The 17,961-nt window shown below is 44.5% G+C and carries 13 protein-coding genes; 5 read left to right on the forward strand and 8 right to left on the reverse strand.

The features are described from left to right. Positions 1-109 precede the first annotated feature (109 nt). The 5 genes from VMW78_10470 to VMW78_10490 are packed head-to-tail and all read right to left on the reverse strand — an operon-like array spanning position 110 to position 4,574. Positions 110-787, reverse strand: coding sequence for a response regulator transcription factor (locus tag VMW78_10470; GenBank protein HUV51426.1), 678 nt, complete (start codon positions 785-787; stop codon positions 110-112). After that, positions 780-2,222 carry a PAS domain S-box protein gene (locus tag VMW78_10475; protein ID HUV51427.1) on the reverse strand — a complete coding sequence of 481 codons (1,443 nt, stop codon included), beginning with the start codon at positions 2,220-2,222 and terminating at the stop codon, positions 780-782. The genes VMW78_10470 and VMW78_10475 overlap by 8 nt, the downstream gene beginning before the upstream one ends. Positions 2,223-2,244: 22 nt before the next feature. Beyond that, positions 2,245-2,694, reverse strand: a complete 450-nt coding sequence (locus tag VMW78_10480) for a response regulator (GenBank protein ID HUV51428.1) — start codon at positions 2,692-2,694, stop codon at positions 2,245-2,247. Between the two features lie 2 nt (positions 2,695-2,696). Next, on the reverse strand, positions 2,697-4,343 hold the full coding sequence (locus tag VMW78_10485; protein ID HUV51429.1) for an ATP-binding protein: 1,647 nt from the start codon (positions 4,341-4,343) through the stop codon (positions 2,697-2,699). A 42-nt stretch (positions 4,344-4,385) separates the two neighbouring features. Then, on the reverse strand, positions 4,386-4,574 hold the full coding sequence (locus VMW78_10490) for a hypothetical protein (GenBank protein ID HUV51430.1): 189 nt from the start codon (positions 4,572-4,574) through the stop codon (positions 4,386-4,388). Between the two features lie 272 nt (positions 4,575-4,846). Between VMW78_10490 and recN the strand changes: the two genes are divergently transcribed. After that, positions 4,847-6,595, forward strand: a complete 1,749-nt coding sequence (recN, locus tag VMW78_10495; protein ID HUV51431.1) for a DNA repair protein RecN — start codon at positions 4,847-4,849, stop codon at positions 6,593-6,595. Next, positions 6,592-8,781, forward strand: coding sequence for an ATP-binding protein (locus VMW78_10500; protein ID HUV51432.1), 2,190 nt, complete (start codon positions 6,592-6,594; stop codon positions 8,779-8,781). The genes recN and VMW78_10500 overlap by 4 nt, the downstream gene beginning before the upstream one ends. An 80-nt stretch (positions 8,782-8,861) precedes the next feature. On the opposite strand, the gene VMW78_10505 is transcribed toward VMW78_10500, so the two are convergent. After that, the gene (locus VMW78_10505; protein ID HUV51433.1) at positions 8,862-9,812 is read right to left on the reverse strand and encodes a carbohydrate kinase family protein; all 951 of its coding nucleotides are present in this window, start codon (positions 9,810-9,812) and stop codon (positions 8,862-8,864) included. A gap of 206 nt (positions 9,813-10,018) precedes the next feature. Further along, positions 10,019-11,410, reverse strand: coding sequence for a mechanosensitive ion channel family protein (locus VMW78_10510; GenBank protein ID HUV51434.1), 1,392 nt, complete (start codon positions 11,408-11,410; stop codon positions 10,019-10,021). Between the two features lie 197 nt (positions 11,411-11,607). Here VMW78_10510 and VMW78_10515 point away from each other — a divergent pair, with 197 nt between their 5' ends. The 3 genes from VMW78_10515 to pabB are packed head-to-tail and all read left to right on the forward strand — an operon-like array spanning position 11,608 to position 17,635. After that, entirely contained in the window at positions 11,608-12,768 is a 1,161-nt protein-coding gene (locus VMW78_10515; protein ID HUV51435.1) for an efflux RND transporter periplasmic adaptor subunit, read from the forward strand. Further along, positions 12,765-15,872 carry an efflux RND transporter permease subunit gene (locus VMW78_10520; GenBank protein ID HUV51436.1) on the forward strand — a complete coding sequence of 1,036 codons (3,108 nt, stop codon included), beginning with the start codon at positions 12,765-12,767 and terminating at the stop codon, positions 15,870-15,872. Before VMW78_10515 ends, VMW78_10520 begins: the two co-directional genes overlap by 4 nt. After that, a complete protein-coding gene (gene pabB / locus VMW78_10525; GenBank protein HUV51437.1) occupies positions 15,869-17,635 on the forward strand; it encodes an aminodeoxychorismate synthase component I in 1,767 nt (588 codons plus the stop codon). Before VMW78_10520 ends, pabB begins: the two co-directional genes overlap by 4 nt. Here pabB and VMW78_10530 read toward each other — a convergent pair. Further along, a partial coding sequence (locus VMW78_10530) for a DUF362 domain-containing protein (GenBank protein HUV51438.1) occupies positions 17,625-17,961 on the reverse strand: 337 nt, incomplete at its 5' end. The two genes, pabB and VMW78_10530, sit on opposite strands and share 11 nt — an antisense overlap.

Raw genomic sequence — 17,961 nt, forward strand, 5'->3', positions numbered from 1 at the left:
TCGAGTGGCCTACGATCTGACTATTTAGCTACTCGATTGAATCTGGTTTGTAAATAGAGGGAGGGGCTCATTTTTATGAGGGGAATACCCGGGAGGGGGGGAATTTGTCCTAGCCTTTCCAGATGTCCACGTCGATCAGACCAAGCCTTGCCGCACACCGGACCAGTTCCATGGTGCTGTGAAGGTCAAGCTTATTCATGATGTTTGTTCTGTGATTTTCAACGGTCTTGGGGCTGATAAAAAGCTCTTTGGCGATATCTTTGGCGGAACGTCCATCGGCAAGCAGACGCATGACCTGCTGCTCGCGGGGAGTCAGTGTATTGTAGCCGGCATCCGTGATCTTTGCTTCTTTTTTATCCGACTCCATAAGGCTTTTGACTACCTTATGAGAAATGGAGGTGTCTAAAAAATACTCACCTTTTGATATGGCCTTCAGGCACTCGACAAGCCTTTCTGAAGCTGATTCCTTGACCACGTATCCGGTTGCCCCGGCTCGAAATGCCTCGGTAATATAATCAATCTTGGAATGCATACTCAGTATCATAATGTGTATCTCAGGCAGAATGCTCCTTATCTTGCGGGTAACGTCGATGCCGCTTTGATCCGGCAAAGAGAGATCCATTACTACCAGGTCGGGTCTTAATTTCTCCGCCTTTCTGATCCCTTCATGACCGTTTTCAGCTTCTCCGATCACCTCAAACCCGGAGCAGTTTGCCAGAATTGACTTAAGGCCCTCTCTGAAAAGAGGATGATCATCAACAATCAAGACGGTTTTCTTTTTATTCAATCTCTTTCTCCATGCAAGGTATCTTTATCAGAATTTTCGCGCCCTGCATCAGGCGGGACTCGATTTTGATTTTTCCATTAAGAAAGCCTACCCTTTCTTCCATGATCCGGAGACCCATCTGTTTTTCATCAAATATATCAGCCAGTTGCTTTTTAACGTCAAATCCCTTGCCGTTGTCTTCCATGCGAAGAATAATGTCAGGAAAGGACTTGACCAGTCTGATAACGGCGCTGTCGGCACAGGCGTGTTTTTTGATGTTGTTAAGGCCCTCCTGAACCAGACGGAACAGCATGATCTTTGTATCAATATCCAGTTTTGATTCATCTACGCCGGCTGAAAAAAAGTCAACCTTTGTTGCGTTTTTAGTTGAGAAATCTTCGCAATATTGAGCAATGGTCTGAATCAGCCCAAGGTGATTAAGTCCAACAGGACGCAGGCCATAAGCCATTTCCCGCACATTCATAATGATTCCGTGTACTATTTTGGACAAATCGGAAACCACCTGCCTTGTTTCGACCGAAGCCTCTTGTCTGTTATCAAAAAGGGTGTCAAGGCTGATTTTTAAGGTAGAGAGTTCCTGGGCCAGATGGTCATGGAGGTCAGCAGAAAGGCGTTGCCGCTCGATTTCCTGCGTTCTCATCAGTTGTTGCGAAAGGCTACGGACACGTTCTTCAGCCCGCTTGCGCTCACTAATGTCCCTATCAATACCACGATAGCCTGAAAGGTTTCCTGTTTTGTCGAAGAATGGAACGCCGCTGGTTTCCATAATGACTTCATACCCATCTCTGTGCATAAGTCTATTTTCAAAGGCGGAAAAAGGTCTTCTTTTGGCCATGACTTGAGAGGCATTATGCCTTAAGGCCTCCCTCTCTTTTTCAAAAAAGAAATCATAAAAGTGCCTGCCGATTACCTCATCAGGACGATATCCTAAAATGTATTGAACTACGGGGTTGGAATAGGTGTATCTGCCCTGTGCGTCCATTTCCCATATCCAATTTGGTGTTCTCTCAGCCAGGTCCTGGAATCGTCTTTCAGATTTGAGCAGCGATTCCTTAAGCTTGAATTCGCGAACAACCTTTTTAATAACACTTGGGAGCAGGGTAAAGAAATCAGCGGACTTTACCAGATAATCCCATGCTCCAAGTTTCATGGCCTGTACGGCAATATCCTCATCGCCCTGACCTGTGGTTATTATGACGGGGATTTGTTTATTGCTGCGATTCAAAGCTTCCAGAAACTCGATTCCGTTCATGCCCGGCATAAGATAATCGCTGATAATTATATCAGGCATTATCTCATCAAGTTTTTCAAGACAGGCGCCGGCCTCCGGGAAATGATACACTGATACATTCGGCAGGTTATTGGCAATCGACCGTTTCATGAGGCTGAAATGCGCCTCTTCGTCCTCGATTATTACAAGCCTTAATGTTTCCATAAGCGTGAGCCCGTTAACCTCTTTACTCTTCCAACACAGGGGGTTGGTTGAGAATCATCCAGTAAAAATCGATCTGCCTGATTTTTTCCTCAAACTCCTTGAATCCTACCGGCTTGGTCAGGTAGCTGTTGGCATGATAATCATAAGACCGGGCAATATCTTCTTCCCGTTCCGACGTGGTGAGCATGATCACGGGAATCTTCCTCAGACTTGGATCCTGTTTGATCTTTTTCAAAACATCTATTCCATCAATGCCCGGCAGTTTGATGTCCATCAGGATCAAGCCTGGGCATGGGTACTTAGACTTATCAGCATATTTTCCTTTGTTGAAGAGATAATCAAGCGCCTCTTCTCCGTCGCATGCAGCATCAATCCGGTTTGCATTGCCGGCCTTTCGGATTGCCCGTTTTGTCAGTTGTGCGTGAGCTTTCTCGTCTTCTACAAGCAGGATGTTTGAAGGTTGATACTTCATGTTTAAGACTCCTTATCATTAATGGTAAAGAAAAAGGTGCTCCCCTCTCCCGGCGTTGATGTAACCCAGACACTCCCACCGTGATGTTCTACAATCCTCTTTACAATGGCAAGGCCAATGCCGGTTCCCTCTCCTGCCTTTTTTGCAGACGGCAGCCGCTGAAAAACCTGAAAAATTTTTTCAAAGTACATCTCCTCAATACCAATGCCGTTATCGCGGACAAAAAACACGTTTTGCCCCTCGTGACCATAAACTCCGACATCAATACGAGGGCCGGGGTTCTCTTTCCCGATATATTTAACAGCATTGACCAATAGATTTTCAACAACCTGCATAAAACGCTTTTTTTCACCATAGATATTCGGAATATCTCCCTGAATGTTCACCTCAATACCACTTGCCTTAATCCGTGGTCGAAGCGGGTTCAAGACCTTTTCTACAACATCGGCAAAAGAGAACCTGCTCTTTTGCTCTGTCATGCGACCGATACGGGAAAGTTCCAGCAGATCATTGATCAGAGAGTCCATCTTCAGGGCTGCATCACTCATATACCTGAGATACTCTTCCTGGCCCTCAGATATCTGATCCCCAAAATCTTCTCGCATGGCGCCGATAAAACCCTCAATAGTAACAATAGGGGTCTTCAGATCATGAGAAACCATATATACAAAGGTCCCAAGCTCTTTATTTTTGGCGGCGATTTCAGCAAGAAGCTCTTTTAACCTCTTTTCATTCTCCCGCAGCTCATCTTCGACAAGATTTCGTTGGCTGACTTCATAAACAGCATTGTCTATTGCCTCTCTGTACATTTCTATCCGCCGTAAGAGGCGATAAAGCAGAAAGGAGAGAACCGCTGAAATAACAATGCCAAAAATCAGGAGCGGAAGATTCCGGATACCTAATGATTTGTAATCGGCTGCTTTGGGTTCAAGCTCCAGTTGCCACATCTTTCCGGAAAAATGGATCTCTTGAAGCACACGCGGTCTCTTATCTTTAGAGCTTATTCCCCTTTGCTCCAAATTTGTGTAAATCAACTGTCCGTCTTCATGGAGCCTTATCCAAAAATCATTAAAAATATTTTTGGCCAGACAAAGATCCATGATCTTCTTAACCTGAAAAACCCCGTTCAGATACCCTTGAATCCTGCCGTCATAGATCAATGGCAGGAATGCTTCAAAGCCGATTCCGCCCTGATAAAGCTCGATGCAAGGCGTAAGAGAGTATTCATGGTTTTGCCCGGCCTTTTCAAATGCGTTCCGGTAACCGGAGTAAACAACCCTGCCCTTTAAAACCGCATTTTCCTTTTCAGGAAAGACCCATTGAATAATACCCTCAGGATCGATAAGGTTTATTCCGGTAAATCCTGGGAAATGGTTATAAAAGGCATCGGCAAATTGAAGAAAACGCTTTTGGCTGAAATCGGGCGGCCTCCTTTCGACCCATCTCTCGGCCAGGAGTTCGAGGGAGGCCATGCTGGTGTTTATCAGCTCTTCTGCACGAATCCGTATCTGCTGCGCAGAGGTTTCCGTATGCCTGAGAATCAGTTCATGCCTGTGGCTGTTTTGATTCTGCCATAAGACAACTGCAATGCTTCCAAACAACAAGAATGCTACAACGGAAAGTAATTTTTTGAAATGAAAAAACAACATTTTTAACTTATTGCTCTAAATGAGTAAAAAAATTTAAAAAGGCTACTTACGTTTTGATCGGCAAAAGCCGGTATTTTTTACATTACAGACTTTCTCAACCAGGTGCAAGGCTTGTTTGAAACTCCCCGCAGTACCGCTGGGACGGGATCTCCGCTTTGCTCCGACAAGCTGCGGGAAATACAGGGAATCTTCAATTGTTAGGCATGACTGGTCGGTTAATAATTTATGCATTGTATTTCTTCTGAATTTTAGATAACTTGCGAGGCAGTTTAGTTGCCTGGTATTATTATATATCAGCACTGTTTTTTTGTGTAAAGGATTTTTTGTAAAAGCTCTTAATGCCGGATAAGAGTATAATCTTTACAAATAAAAATGGTTATGCAATGTTATATTCTGATTGAGCCAAAGCTCAATCAGGGGTCAGTATTCAGTTTGCCTGTGCGTGTTCGCACGCACAGGCAGGGGAACAGCAAAGGATGTATGCCTAGAGCATATCTTGTTTTATGCTTCGAGAGCTTTCCATAAAAAATTTTACTATAATAGATAAGCTTAATATAAGTTTTTCAGATGGACTTAGCATATTAAGCGGTGAAACAGGTGCGGGCAAGTCTGTTATAATAAACGCGGTAAATCTGCTGCTTGGCAGCAAGGCAACGCCAAGATTAATCCGCACAGGATGTGAGGCGGCGGAGCTTGAAGCATTGTTTCAAATTACACCTGGAAGCAGGCTCGCCCAAATCATGAAAGAGAAAGGTTTTGATGAATCTGAAGAACTTGTAATCAGAAGAATTATTTCCCGCAAAGCCAGGCACAGAATATATATAAACGGCTGCCTTTCCACCATACAGATGCTGAATTCAATAACAGAAAACTTAGCCAGCATATCAGGCCAACATGCTCATCAAGGGCTTTTAAAAGAGGAACAGCATCTTTTAATACTCGACCAGTTCGGCGACTTGATGCCTCAGCGAGCAGAGGTTTACAGGTATTATCATGAAATAGTACAAATGATAAAGATGCTGCAGGAACTGAAAGCTGCCGGCGATCAGCAGGATGAACATATCAGGCTGCTTGAATTCCAGAAAAAAGAGATAATTGACGCCTCTATCAGTCCTGGTGAAGATAAGGCTCTGGAGCAGAAAAGAATCCGGCTTAAAAACAGGGAGGCCCTTTATCAGGCAGTTAATGGCAGCATTGAAGAGCTTTACAGCGCACAGGGGGCAATAGTAGAACGCATTGTAGAGGTAAAAAAGAGGCTTGAAAAGGCGAGCCTGATCGATCCCGCGCTTAGTCTGCATGTGGAAGGGCTGGCTAAATCAATATTCAACCTGGAGGATATTGCTGAAGGGCTTAGAGATTACCAAAAAAACGTAGAGATGGATCAAGGGCTTCTTGAGGAGGTTGAAGAGCGTCTTGACACCCTTCATAAGTTAAAGAGAAAATACGGAGGATCACTTGAGGCAATTTTTGCGTATCTTGAGTCAATAGATCAAGAGCTTTCAAAAATAGCAAATCTATCTGAAAACATAGCCGAGACAGAAGCAAGGCTGGATACTTTGCACGCCAAATTAGCAGGCTCTGCGGAGAATCTTTCAAAAAAAAGAAAACAGTCAGCCGATATCCTGGCTAAAAAGGTGGAAAAGGAGCTGTCCACGCTTGAGATGTCTCAAACAAAATTTAAAATATCACTTCAATCAATACCCCCAATTAATGGCCCAACAGGGGAAAGTATTAATTCATATCTTACCTGTGATAATAAAGCTATAAGTGAAACCGGAATCGACAGGGCTATATTCATGATAGCGCCGAATGTCGGCGAGGTTTTAAAGCCGCTTTCAAGCATTGTATCCGGAGGCGAACTTTCAAGGGTGGTGCTTGCCTTAAAAGCCATTCTGGCCAAGACGGAATCGGTTGAAACCATTGTTTTTGACGAGGTTGATGCCGGGATAGGGGGAGGCGTGGCCGAGGTCGTGGGGAAAAAACTGTCTTCCCTTGCACGTTATCATCAGGTAATCTGCATAACCCACTTGCCGCAGATTGCAAAATTCGGGGACTATCATTTCAGGATTTCAAAACAGGTATCTCTCGGAAGAACTATAACCGGCATAACACCGCTTGATGACAAGGAACGGGTCAAAGAAATAGCCAGAATGTTAGGCGGAGTGGAAATCACCAGAGCCACCCTTGACCATGCGCATGAAATGCTTGATAAAGCCGTAAGCCGGCCATTAGACAAACAAAGCAACAAATGAACTTACTTATTAACATCCCGCCATTCCTGACATTGTGCTGCTTTTTAGGGCTTGCTCTTTTAACCATTATACGTGGACGCAGGACAAAAATAAATATCCTGTTTTTTATTACCTGCATACTCGGTTCTTTTCTTTACATAGACATATTGTTTGCATTTAACGTGAAATCCCCCGGCCTGGCGCTGACAATCAGCCGTATAGATCATTTTTTTATAATTTACAGCTTCCCCGTATATATCCACTTTTTTCACTCATACCTTAACATTTCCGGTAAAATCTGGCTTGTCAGACTATCATATGCCTTTGCCTTTATCCTTATGTGGTTTATTCCCACGTCTCTTTATATCGAGTCCATGCAAAAACATTCATTCGGTTTTTTTGCAAAAGGGGGCGTCCTTTATCCTCTTTTCGGGATCGGAGCTTTGTGCGTAACCATCATTATCCTTACACTTATTTTTCAGGCAATTCGCAATGAAAAAAGCAGCATCCAAAAAAACAGGTTGAAATATGTTTTTGCAGGATTTGGAATTATGGGGCTTATGAACGGGCTGAACGTTCTTCCGATTTTAGGATATTCAGTATATCCTCCGGGCTGCTTCAGCTTTATTCCTCTTGTTGTTTTCGCAACAGGCCTTTTTAAGCATGATCTGCTCGACATGGGGATACTTATCAAAAAGAGCCTGGTTTACTCGCTGATAACAGCGCTGCTTACCTGCATGTATGCCCTTATTATCCTTTTCGCAAACAGGCTTTTTACGGATTTTGACTTTTCCGATTCAATATTTTTCCATCTGCTCTTTTTTCTTCTAATTGTTTTTGCAATTGGGCCTCTAAAAGCAAAAATTCAGGGGGTGATAGATAACATCTTCTCAAAAGGGAAGTATGATTATCAAAAAACCATCAAAGATGTAAGCCGAATGATAGCCTCTGTTCTTAATCTTGATGAAATTGCCAAACTTCTTATGGATACTGTTGTAAATGTAATGAAGGTTGACTACTGCAGCCTGTTTTTATGCGGTTTATCCGAATCCGGTTGCGAATATTTTGCGGCTCGGGGGAAATATTGTAATTTTGTAAGTTCTATATCAATGACCGGTAGTGAATCCATTATTCAATATATTAAAAAGAAAAAACAGCCGATTATAAGGAAAAAACTTATACAGATATCAGGCGAACCCGATATCCTGGATGTGCTTTCAGATATGGACAGGCTATATGCCCAGATAATTCTTCCAATGATTTTTGAAAAAAGATTAAACGGTTTTATTGTGCTTGGTGAAAAGCTTTCCGGCGATCTTTTTACACCTGAAGACATGGATCTTTTTGAAACACTTGCCAGCCAGTGCGCTCTGGCGGTTGAAAATGCGCGCTCTTACAAACTGATTGATGATCTTAACAAAAACCTTGAAAAAAAGGTTAAAGAAAGGACATTGGATCTTCAAGAGGCTCTGTCTGAAAAAGAACGGACTCAGGAACAATTGATACGTTCTGAAAGCCTTGCCTCAATCGGACAACTGGTGGCAGGGACCGCCCATGAGCTGAACAACCCGCTTGCAAGTGTTACAAGCCTTATACAATCCACGATAGAGGATCTGTCTCAATGTGATAACGCTGCGGTTTTGGAACAGGAGGACATTATAGATGATCTCAGGTTTGCTGACAAAGAGCTGGGCAGAGCAAGGTCTATAGTTGCAAGCCTTCTGGGGCTTTCCAGGCAGACTCAAACATACGAGGAGGCTGTTAATCTAAATCTGGTAATACAGGATGCTTTAAGGATACTATATAATCAGTATAAGGGACGCGATATAGAAATAGTTGAAAACTACGACCGGAATTTGCCGGATATTCAGGGAAATTTCGCCAACTTAGGGCAGGTGGCAATGAATATTATTAAAAATGGGATTCAGGCTGTTGAAGGGGGAAAAGGATTAATATCGATTGCAACCCGCTTTGATAATGATACAAAGCAGGTTGTCTTTGAGTGCGAAGATAACGGCCCGGGCATTTCAAAATCTCATCGACAGGATATCTTTAAGCCGTTTTTTACTACAAAAGAGGTCGGCAAGGGAACAGGTCTTGGGCTATACATTTGCCACGAAATTATACAGAAACACGGTGGCGCCATAATGGTTGAAGGTTCTGACAAACAGGGAACAAAATTTGTTGTAAGATTACCTGCAATCTAAATTGAGCGATTTTTGGTAGTAGTTCAGGCACAAAGGCACAGAGGATTATAAAGAATTAAAAGTGATGAACTCGTAAAAAGTCACGAATTTAACTGCAGATGGCTAAGTAAAAAGTTGGTTTTATAACGGTTCCAGAAATCTTCCTGTGTGAACTTATGTTCCTGTGTGCCGTGGTGCTCGACCGAAAAACTGGCACATGTTGCTCCCATCTGTGCGGAAGTTATCATGTCTTTTCCGGTTACCATACCCTTAATCATTCCTGCACGGTAGGCATCGCCCGCACCTGTCGGGTCAGATAAAATATTTGCTTTTGCCGATGGTATTTTTGTTTCCCGGTCCTGAAAATAGACTATTGAGCCGTTTTCGCCCAGGGTTGTAATAATACACTTTGTCATTTTAAGGAGATCTGAACTTTCAAGTTTAGTAGCTTTCTTTATCAGTTCCAGCTCATAGTCATTTGATATCAACATTTCGGAGCCGGTAATCATATCTGCCATCTGGTCGCCTGACAATGCGGGAATAGTCTGGCCAGGGTCAAAGATATACGGTACGCTGTATTTCTTGTAAATGCGGCTGTAGCTTATCATGTCTTCAATGTTGCCGGGAGCTATAATTGCAATCGCCTTTTCCTGCCCAATTCCGTCAAAATTATAGAGTGAGGGATATTTCATTGCTCCAGGGTTAAAGCCTGTAATCTGGTTGTCTGATTTGTCCGTTGTAATATAAGCGCCTGCAGTGAATTCTTCCTGAATTTTCCTAATTCCTGCGGTTGAAAGGTTATGTCGATGCAGCCAGGTTTCATAGCTGTCAAAATCTTTACCGGCAGTTGCCAGGATTAGCGGTTTCTCTTCTAACAGGGAAAGACTGTAAGCAATATTTCCTGCCGTGCCTCCAAATTTATCGGTAAGGCCGTTAACCGTAAAACATACATTTATAATATGTATTTTCTCAGGTAATATATGATCCTCAAATTTTCCAGGGAAATCCATTATATGGTCATAAGCCAGGGACCCTGATGTAAATATTTTCATGCGGTGGCTCCTTGTTAAGACGTGAAACGCCCCGCCGCAAGCGGACGGGGCATTAAAAATCATAAATAAATTTTTAAAGTGAAGCGGAAGCGATAACCCCTTGTTTTGTCTTAATTAGCTACAACTAATTTGGAGATGATCCGAAAATATTTAAAATATATGGCAAGATTAATATAATATACAGGTAACTTTATAATATTACACAACTATACTTTCTGTATGTTTTCACCTGATAATAATTGAAGTTTAAGCTGGCGTTTTTCGTCGTTTGCAAGATAAACGGTCTGGGTTGGAAAAGCGAACTCTATCCCTTCTTTTTCAAACGCCCTCATAACTTCAATACATGTTTTCTGTATCCATACCTGGCAATCCCAGTAGTCGGGAGGATGATACCATGCAACAACCATAATATTCAGGCTGCAATCATTGAAATTGTTGAAATATACCCTTGGTGGAAAATCGTTGTTCATCCCCTCATGGTTATCAAGAATATCCTCTATGATTTTTACTGCTTTTTCAACTTTATCCGGTGGCGTATCATAAGTTATGGTGATATTCGTGAGCCATCTGATATGGGGCCTTCGTCCTATATTTTCAAGTGTTGAATTAACGACTTTTTCGTTTGGAATGCTTACCAGATGGCCGGTCAATGTCCTGATGCGCGTACTCCTGAAACCCACGGATTCAACGGTACCGTCGTAGTTGTCAATAACTATTCGTTCTCCAACCTGAAAAGGCTTGTCAAATAGAATAGTAAGGGTTCCAAAAAAGTTGGCAATAGATTCTTTGGCTGCCAGAGCTACAGCTAAACCACCTATTCCAAGTGAAGCAATTAATGGCCCCAGTTGAAGGCCTGTAAGGTTTGGAATAATTATCATACCACCGATGATTATGATAAATATTCTTAATGTTTTCCCTACAAGAGGAACAAACATATCATCGATAGTGCTTTCAGTGAAACCAGCCCATTTCTTCAGCTTTACATCAACGATTTGAACTAAACGGAAGGCAAACCAGATAATTGCAATTATTCCGCCCATACTGGCAATTCTTTGCGCTATAATATGAACAAGATTGGTGCCATCCGGAGCTTTAAAATGAACTAAAAGAGGATATAGTGCTATATAGACACCATAAATCCAAATGATTAGTGAAAGTGGTTTTTCAATTGCTGAGAGAAGAAATTTTGTCCAGGACATTTTTTCTTCATCAGCGGGTATGCTCCGCTCCTTTTTCTGAATTATGGATTTAAGCAGTCGTTCGACAATGACCACAATAAACAGCAAAAAAAGACAAACTCCAAGCTTTAGCCATGTTATGCCGGCAAAAGCCCTTGTATTTATCCATTCACCAATATGTGACGAGGCCTTTTCTCCAAATTTTTCAATTCCCGCTCCTATTTTTTCTCCAGGCTTATCTAATTTTTTCCCTGGAACCGGAGTATCTATACTTTGGACTAAGGGTGAAGTTTGCTCTGTTTTTTGGGGCCCGGTATTTTGGTCTTTAGTCTGGGATAGAACCTGGGACGGAAAGCTTAAAAAAAGGATTGATGAAGAAATCAAAAATAATATAATAAATTGGCCTTTTAGTTTAAGCATTTTATCATACCTGACTTGTAGTATTTAATTTTTATCTAACAACTAAGTTGGCCGTTAATATTTTATAATATATTACAATAACTTTCTTAAATAGCAACATATTTTAATTGTTATTATTCCCCAAAGGTGTATAATCAATTGTAAATGCTAAACATTATGCTGCTTTGCATCTCTGAATAACCTTATAGGTTTTCCATATGAAAAAATTTTTTGTCATCATCATTATTTTGACAGGACTCGGCTTCTTAGGTTGGCAGATCTATCAAAAAAGCTCTGCTTCCCGAAAAGGCTTCAAACGCGAGCGTCAAAACATACCGGTTGCCGTCGAGGTTGAACTTGTAAAGAAAGCCTCCATACAGCAAGTGGGAAGTTTTACCGGCTCCCTGTATCCGCTCTCTAAGTTTATTTTGGCGCCGAAAATCGCGGGGCGGCTCGAAAAGATATTGGTCCATATCGGCGATACGGTAAAAGGCAGGCAGCTGGTGGCCGTGCTGGATGACGATGAATATCGCCAGAAGGTCAGCCAGGCAACAGCGGAAATGGAGGTTGCCAGAGCAAATCTTCAGGAGCGGAAAAGCACAATAGAAAACGCAAAACGGGAATATGAGCGAAGCGTTGCGTTGCGGGAAAAAAAGATACTCTCCGAATCAAGGTTTGATGCCGCAGAGTCTGAATTTAAAAGACAGCAGGCCGGTCTGAAAGTTGCTATTGCCCAGGTATCTCAAAAAGAGGCGGCATTGAAGATAGCCAATGTACAGCTTTCTTACGCTCAGATTCAAGTGCCTGAAAACAATACTACAGGGCACATGGTGGTTGGGGAGCGGTTTGTGGACGAAGGGGCCATGTTGGCGCCTAACACGCCCATAGCCTCTATTCTCGATATCGGAAAGCTTATCGCCGCCATCCATGTCATCGAACGGGACTATTCCAGGATTCAGTTGGGACTGGAAGCAATCATTTCAACCGATGCGTTTCCGGAACGCACTTTTAACGGAAAAGTAATTCGAATAGCCCCTTTTCTGCAAGAAAAATCCCGGGAGGCCCGGGTGGAGATCGAAATCCCCAATGCGCAAAAGCTTCTGAAACCAGGGATGTTTGTGCGGGTTAACATTCAATTTGATGAGCATGAAAACGCCACCGTGGTTCCGGTAGCCGCCCTTGTTAAGAGAAACGGAACCCAGGGGGTTTTTTTAGCCGATATTAAAGAGCAAAAAGTCCGGTTTATTCCAGTAAATGTCGGTATCATAAGCGGCTTCCAGGCGGAAGTGCTGAATACGCCTATTACCGGTTCAGTGGTGACCCTGGGGCATCACCTGCTGGAAGACGGGTCTTTGATTATTCTACCAGGTAACTCATGAATATCTCCCGCTTTTCCGTACAGCGCCCGGTGTTAACCATTATGGTCTTTTTAATAGTCATCATAATAGGCGGGATTTCCTTGTCTAGGCTTTCCATCGACCTGATGCCCGATATTACCTACCCGACACTGAGCATTACCACCGAATATGAAAATGCCAGCCCAGAGGAGGTCGAAGAACTGATTACACGCCCTATAGAGGAGGCCATGAGCGCGGTGCCGGGGGTGGAGGAAGTCACCTCGGTCTCCGCCGAAGGCCAATGCCAGGTCCGGGTTACTTTCACGTGGGGTACTGACCTGGATGCTGCTGCCAACGATATCAGGGACCGGTTGGATCGAGTCATTCCACTCCTTCCGGAAGATGCCGAACGGCCCGGACTGCGTAAATATGATCTTGCCTCCTTTCCTGTTCTCATAATAGGAGTATCCAGCAACCTTGACCCCATCCAGATAAGAAGAATTATCGACAACCAGGTTAAAAATAGGATTGAGCGGATTCCAGGGGTGGCCTCTTTGGATATTCGTGGCGGACTGGACAGGGAGATCCACGTCAACCTGAATGCGGAAAAGATAAAAGCCCTGGGACTTCCAATTGATGAGCTTCTAACCCGCCTCAAGGAAGAAAACATCAATCTACCGGCCGGCACTATTGAGCAGGGGCAGCTTGATGTCACCATACGAACCCCGGGTGTCTATAGCAGTTTGGATGAGCTGAGAAACACGGTGGTCGCCATCCGTGAAGGGGCGCCAATTCAGCTGAAAGAAATCGCCACCGTAAAAGATGCCTGGGAGAAAGTAACTCGGATTGTTCGGATAAACGGCAAGCCCGGCGTGCGACTTTCGGTCAGCAAACAGTCCGGGAAAAACACCGTGGAGGTGGCGACCGGTGTGCTCAAGGAGATTGAACAAATTAACCGGGATATCCCCCAGCTTCATATTTTTCCCATCATCGACACCTCTGATTATATCAAGCGCTCCATTACAAACCTGGGTACCACCCTCCTCTACGGCGGAGTGCTGGCTGTATTCATACTGCTGCTTTTTCTTCGGAACATTCTCAGCACCGGTATTATCGCCACAGCGATTCCCATATCGATAGTTGCCACCTTTGCCCTGATGTATTTCAGCGGGTTTACGCTGAACCTGATGACTCTTGGAGGTCTGGCGCTTGGCACCGGCATGCTGGTGGACAATGCTATTGTAGTGCTTGAGAATATCTTTCGGCTCGGAGAATCCGGCCAGAACCCGGAATCAGCCGCTATAAACGGCAGCCAGGAAATAATGGCCGCGGTGATCGCCAGCACCTTGACTACTCTTGTGGTGTTTCTGCCGCTTATTTTTGTGCGCGGCATGTCCGGGATCATGTTCAAACAACTTTCCTGCGTAGTGAGTTTTTCGCTGGGATGTTCTCTGGCTGTGGCTCTGACGCTTGTACCCATGCTGGCCTCCCGGGTTCGTAGTTCGGTCATTATTGAGACAAAAGATGATATGTCCCCGGGCAGGAAGATTTTTCAGATAACTGGACGGTTTTTTACCTGGATGGAAAACGGGTATAAAAAAATTCTCTGCTTTGCCCTCAACCACAAGGGGCTGATCTTAGGAGCTTCACTTCTGGTGCTTTTAGCAAGCTTTTTGCTGGTTCCTCTGGTCGGTGTCGAGTTGATGCCCGCCGCGGATGAAAGCGAAGTGCGGGTATCTGCGGAGATGGCCGTGGGTACCAGGCTCGAGTTGGTCAATCAGGCCTTTCAGAAAATCGAAACCATCGTAAAAAAGGAGGTGCCGGAAATCGAAAACACGGTATCCTTTATCGGCGGTTCCACCAGGCAAGCCAGGGGATCCAATTCCGGAGAGATGCGTATTGCGCTGAAACCGGTAAAAAAACGTACCAGATCCAGCGATGAAATCGCTGCGGCCCTTCGAGAAAAGCTCATGTTTATGCCCGGAGTCACAATCCGCACACGTGCCGGACAGGGGCTCTTTTTGCTTCGGGTCGGAACAGGGGAAGATGAAAAGGTCCAGATAGAGGTGCGAGGCTATGACCTTGAAAAATCCGACGCTCTATCCCGTGCGGTTGGGGAGATCGTCCGGAATGTGGACGGCATCACCGACATTAAAATAAGCAGGGAGTCCGGAACTCCGGAGGAACTCATTATAGTGGATCGGCAAAAGGCTGCCGATATGAAGCTGACGGTATCCAAGATTGCCAACATGCTTCAAACAGTGCTTTCCGGAACCGCTGCCGGTAACTACAGGGAGGCGGAAAACGAGTATCAGATTCTGGTAAAGCTCGAGGATGCTGAGAAAAAAGAGCTGCGGGATATTCTGGATCTTACAGTTACCAATGCCGAAGGGGAGCGAGTAGTACTCCGGAATGTGGTGGAAGTTCGCCCAAGACTGGGGCCGGTGCTCATCGAACGTAAAGACCAGGAGCGCGTGGTCTATGTGACTGCTAATATCACCGGCCGGGACATGGGCTCTGTTTTAGCCGATATTCAGAAGGGCTTGCAGAATGTGCCGGTTCCCAGAGATTTCAGCATCCTTTTTGGCGGTGACTACAAAGAGCAGCAGAAGGCCTTTCGCGAACTTTTGATGAGCTTTATATTGGCGATAGTTCTGGTATATATGGTGATGGCCTCACTTTATGAGTCTCTGCGAGATCCATTTGTGGTGATGTTTTCCGTACCGCTTGCAGCTATCGGTGTGATACTGATGCTCTTTTTAACCAATACCACCTTTAACATACAATCATATATCGGCTGTATCATGTTGGGCGGCATTGCGGTGAATAACGCCATTTTGCTGGTAGATCACATCAATCTGCTGCGCCGCCGGGATGGACTGCCACTGAGAGAGGCAATCGAAGAGGGGGGCAGGAGACGACTCCGACCGATTCTGATGACCGCTATGACCACTATTTTGGCCATGTCGCCTCTGGCTTTGGGAATTGGCGAAGGCAGCGAAGCCCAGGCGCCCATGGCCCGGGCAATTATCGGCGGACTGCTCAGTTCGACTCTGATTACGCTTGTAGTAATTCCGGTTGCCTACGCGCTTTTTGAACGAAAAAAGTTAAAAATAGAGACCTTTGGAAAAAGCTCGGACGCATGATAAATATTGCTGATATGATAAATGGCGTTGTGATTCACGATGCCGCTCAGCAGTGTTGGCTGCATTTCCGCAATCCCCGGCAGATTATTTCAGCGCACAGGATTGAAGAAGTCATTCCCGCGTTAAACCTGATTGAAAAAACAGTTAACAAGCACGGTCTTTATGCGGCAGGCTTCATTGCTTATGAGGCAGCGCCGGCTTTTGACCCCGCGCTTGTGGTAAATAAAAATGGTTCATTCCCCCTTATATGGTTCGGACTCTACGGTGAGCCTGAACATCTCAGCTTTCCAGCAGCAAAAAAATATTGCCCGGATCAATCACTGGGCCAATCACTAACGTGGACGTCTTCGGTGACGCGAGATGCTTACCAGGACGCTATCGCTAAAATCAAAAAAAACATTGAAGAGGGCAATACATATCAAGTCAATTTTACCTATCGCCTGACATCACCCTTTATCAATGATCCATGGGCATATTTCATTGAATTAGTAAAGGCACAAAATGCCCTGTATGGAGCCTTCGTAAATACGGAAGAATGGTCTATCTGCTCTGCTTCACCGGAAATGTTTTTTCATCTTGATGGTAATAAGCTGAGTTCTCGTCCCATGAAGGGAACTGCTTCAAGGGGGCTGACTTTGCAAGACGACATCAAGCAGGCCCAATGGCTTTATCATTCAGAAAAAAACAGGGCGGAAAACATCATGATTGTTGATATGGTCAGAAACGATATGGGGCGGATTGCGCGTGCCGGGAGCGTACAGGCGGACGAATTGTTTGCTATAGAGAAATATCCAACCCTGTGGCAAATGACGTCAACGGTCACAGCGGAAACAAATGCTGGTTTGTCCGAGATATTAAGAGCTCTTTTCCCTCCGGCTTCCATCACGGGAGCTCCAAAGACCCGCACTATGGAGATCATAGCGGAATTAGAAACAGGTCCGCGTCGAATATACACAGGCAGCATCGGGGTCGTGAGCCCTGATCGCAAAGCGCAGTTCAATGTTGCCATCCGGACGGTTCTTGTCGATAAAATCAAAGGGCAGGCTGAATATGGCGTTGGCGGCGGAATTGTCTGGGATTCCATAGAGACGGTTGAATTTGAGGAATCTCAAACAAAGGCAAAGGTACTCACTGAGAGGTTGCCTGATTTTTCGCTTCTTGAAACAATTTTGTGGACGCCTGAGAATGGATATTATCTGCTCCAATACCATCTGGCGCGTCTCAAGGACTCTGCCGTCTATTTTTCTTTTTCCGCTGATATTGATGCGATACGCGATAAACTTTTATCTTTGACACATACTTTCCCGCATACCGCGCACAAGATCCGTTTACTCGTAACAAAAGAGGGGGGTATCACCTGCAAACCCGAAGTCCTGCGACATTCTATTCCTGCACATATACAGCGCGTACGCCTTGCGAAGTCACCAATCGATTCTTCAAATCTTTTCCTGTATCACAAAACAACCAATCGATGCGTGTATGATCAGGCATTGGCGGCATGCCCTGGATATGATGATGTAATCTTGTGGAATGAAAAAAGCGAAGTAACCGAGTCTTGTATCGCCAACATTGTAGTGGAGCTGGACGGAGAATTGTATACCCCTCCGGTTCGCTGTGGCTTGCTTGCCGGCACTTTCCGGGCCTGGTTGATAAAACAAAATAAAGTCAAAGAAAAAGTAATCAGCCTAAAAGACTTAGCAAGAAGTCTTCATGTTTACCTGGTTAATTCCGTACGCAAGGATCAAGAAGTTCTTATCGACTGAGAAAACAGGTTTGTTTATAAAGCATTCCCTTTAGCCCCAACGCAGAACTGAGGGGCTGGACAACCTGGACAACAATGACCCAAAAACCTTGAAAAGTAGAGGGGAAGACTTTTGAACCGGTAGCAGGGCTGTCGGATATCTGAGCATAACCTCCTTTGCTTTGAATATATTCGGCAACTACCCTAACAACAAGCGGATGGGTAAGGATCGCTTTTTCAGGTTTGGCCGGTAAAAGAAGATTCGGCTTAATCAGAACCCTGTCCTGTTTTTTAATACAATCTCCACCTATGGAGTCGATCATCTCAAAAAGTATCGGCTTTAAGGTT

The sequence above is a fragment of the Anaerolineae bacterium genome, from assembly GCA_035529315.1.
GTDB lineage: Bacteria > Desulfobacterota > Desulfobacteria > Desulfobacterales > ETH-SRB1 > Desulfaltia.

Bases quoted from the DNA above. Each gene is read 5' to 3' on its own strand.
- VMW78_10505 (HUV51433.1), bottom strand. From the start codon at position 9,812: ATGAAAATATTTACATCAGGGTCCCTGGCTTATGACCATATAATGGAT.
- VMW78_10490 (HUV51430.1), bottom strand. From the start codon at position 4,574: ATGCATAAATTATTAACCGACCAGTCATGCCTAACAATTGAAGATTCC.
- VMW78_10485 (HUV51429.1), bottom strand. From the start codon at position 4,343: ATGTTGTTTTTTCATTTCAAAAAATTACTTTCCGTTGTAGCATTCTTG.
- VMW78_10515 (HUV51435.1), top strand. From the start codon at position 11,608: ATGAAAAAATTTTTTGTCATCATCATTATTTTGACAGGACTCGGCTTC.
- VMW78_10510 (HUV51434.1), bottom strand. From the start codon at position 11,410: ATGCTTAAACTAAAAGGCCAATTTATTATATTATTTTTGATTTCTTCA.
- VMW78_10520 (HUV51436.1), top strand. From the start codon at position 12,765: ATGAATATCTCCCGCTTTTCCGTACAGCGCCCGGTGTTAACCATTATG.
- VMW78_10480 (HUV51428.1), bottom strand. From the start codon at position 2,694: ATGAAGTATCAACCTTCAAACATCCTGCTTGTAGAAGACGAGAAAGCT.
- recN (HUV51431.1), top strand. From the start codon at position 4,847: ATGCTTCGAGAGCTTTCCATAAAAAATTTTACTATAATAGATAAGCTT.
- VMW78_10475 (HUV51427.1), bottom strand. From the start codon at position 2,222: ATGGAAACATTAAGGCTTGTAATAATCGAGGACGAAGAGGCGCATTTC.
- VMW78_10500 (HUV51432.1), top strand. From the start codon at position 6,592: ATGAACTTACTTATTAACATCCCGCCATTCCTGACATTGTGCTGCTTT.
- pabB (HUV51437.1), top strand. From the start codon at position 15,869: ATGATAAATATTGCTGATATGATAAATGGCGTTGTGATTCACGATGCC.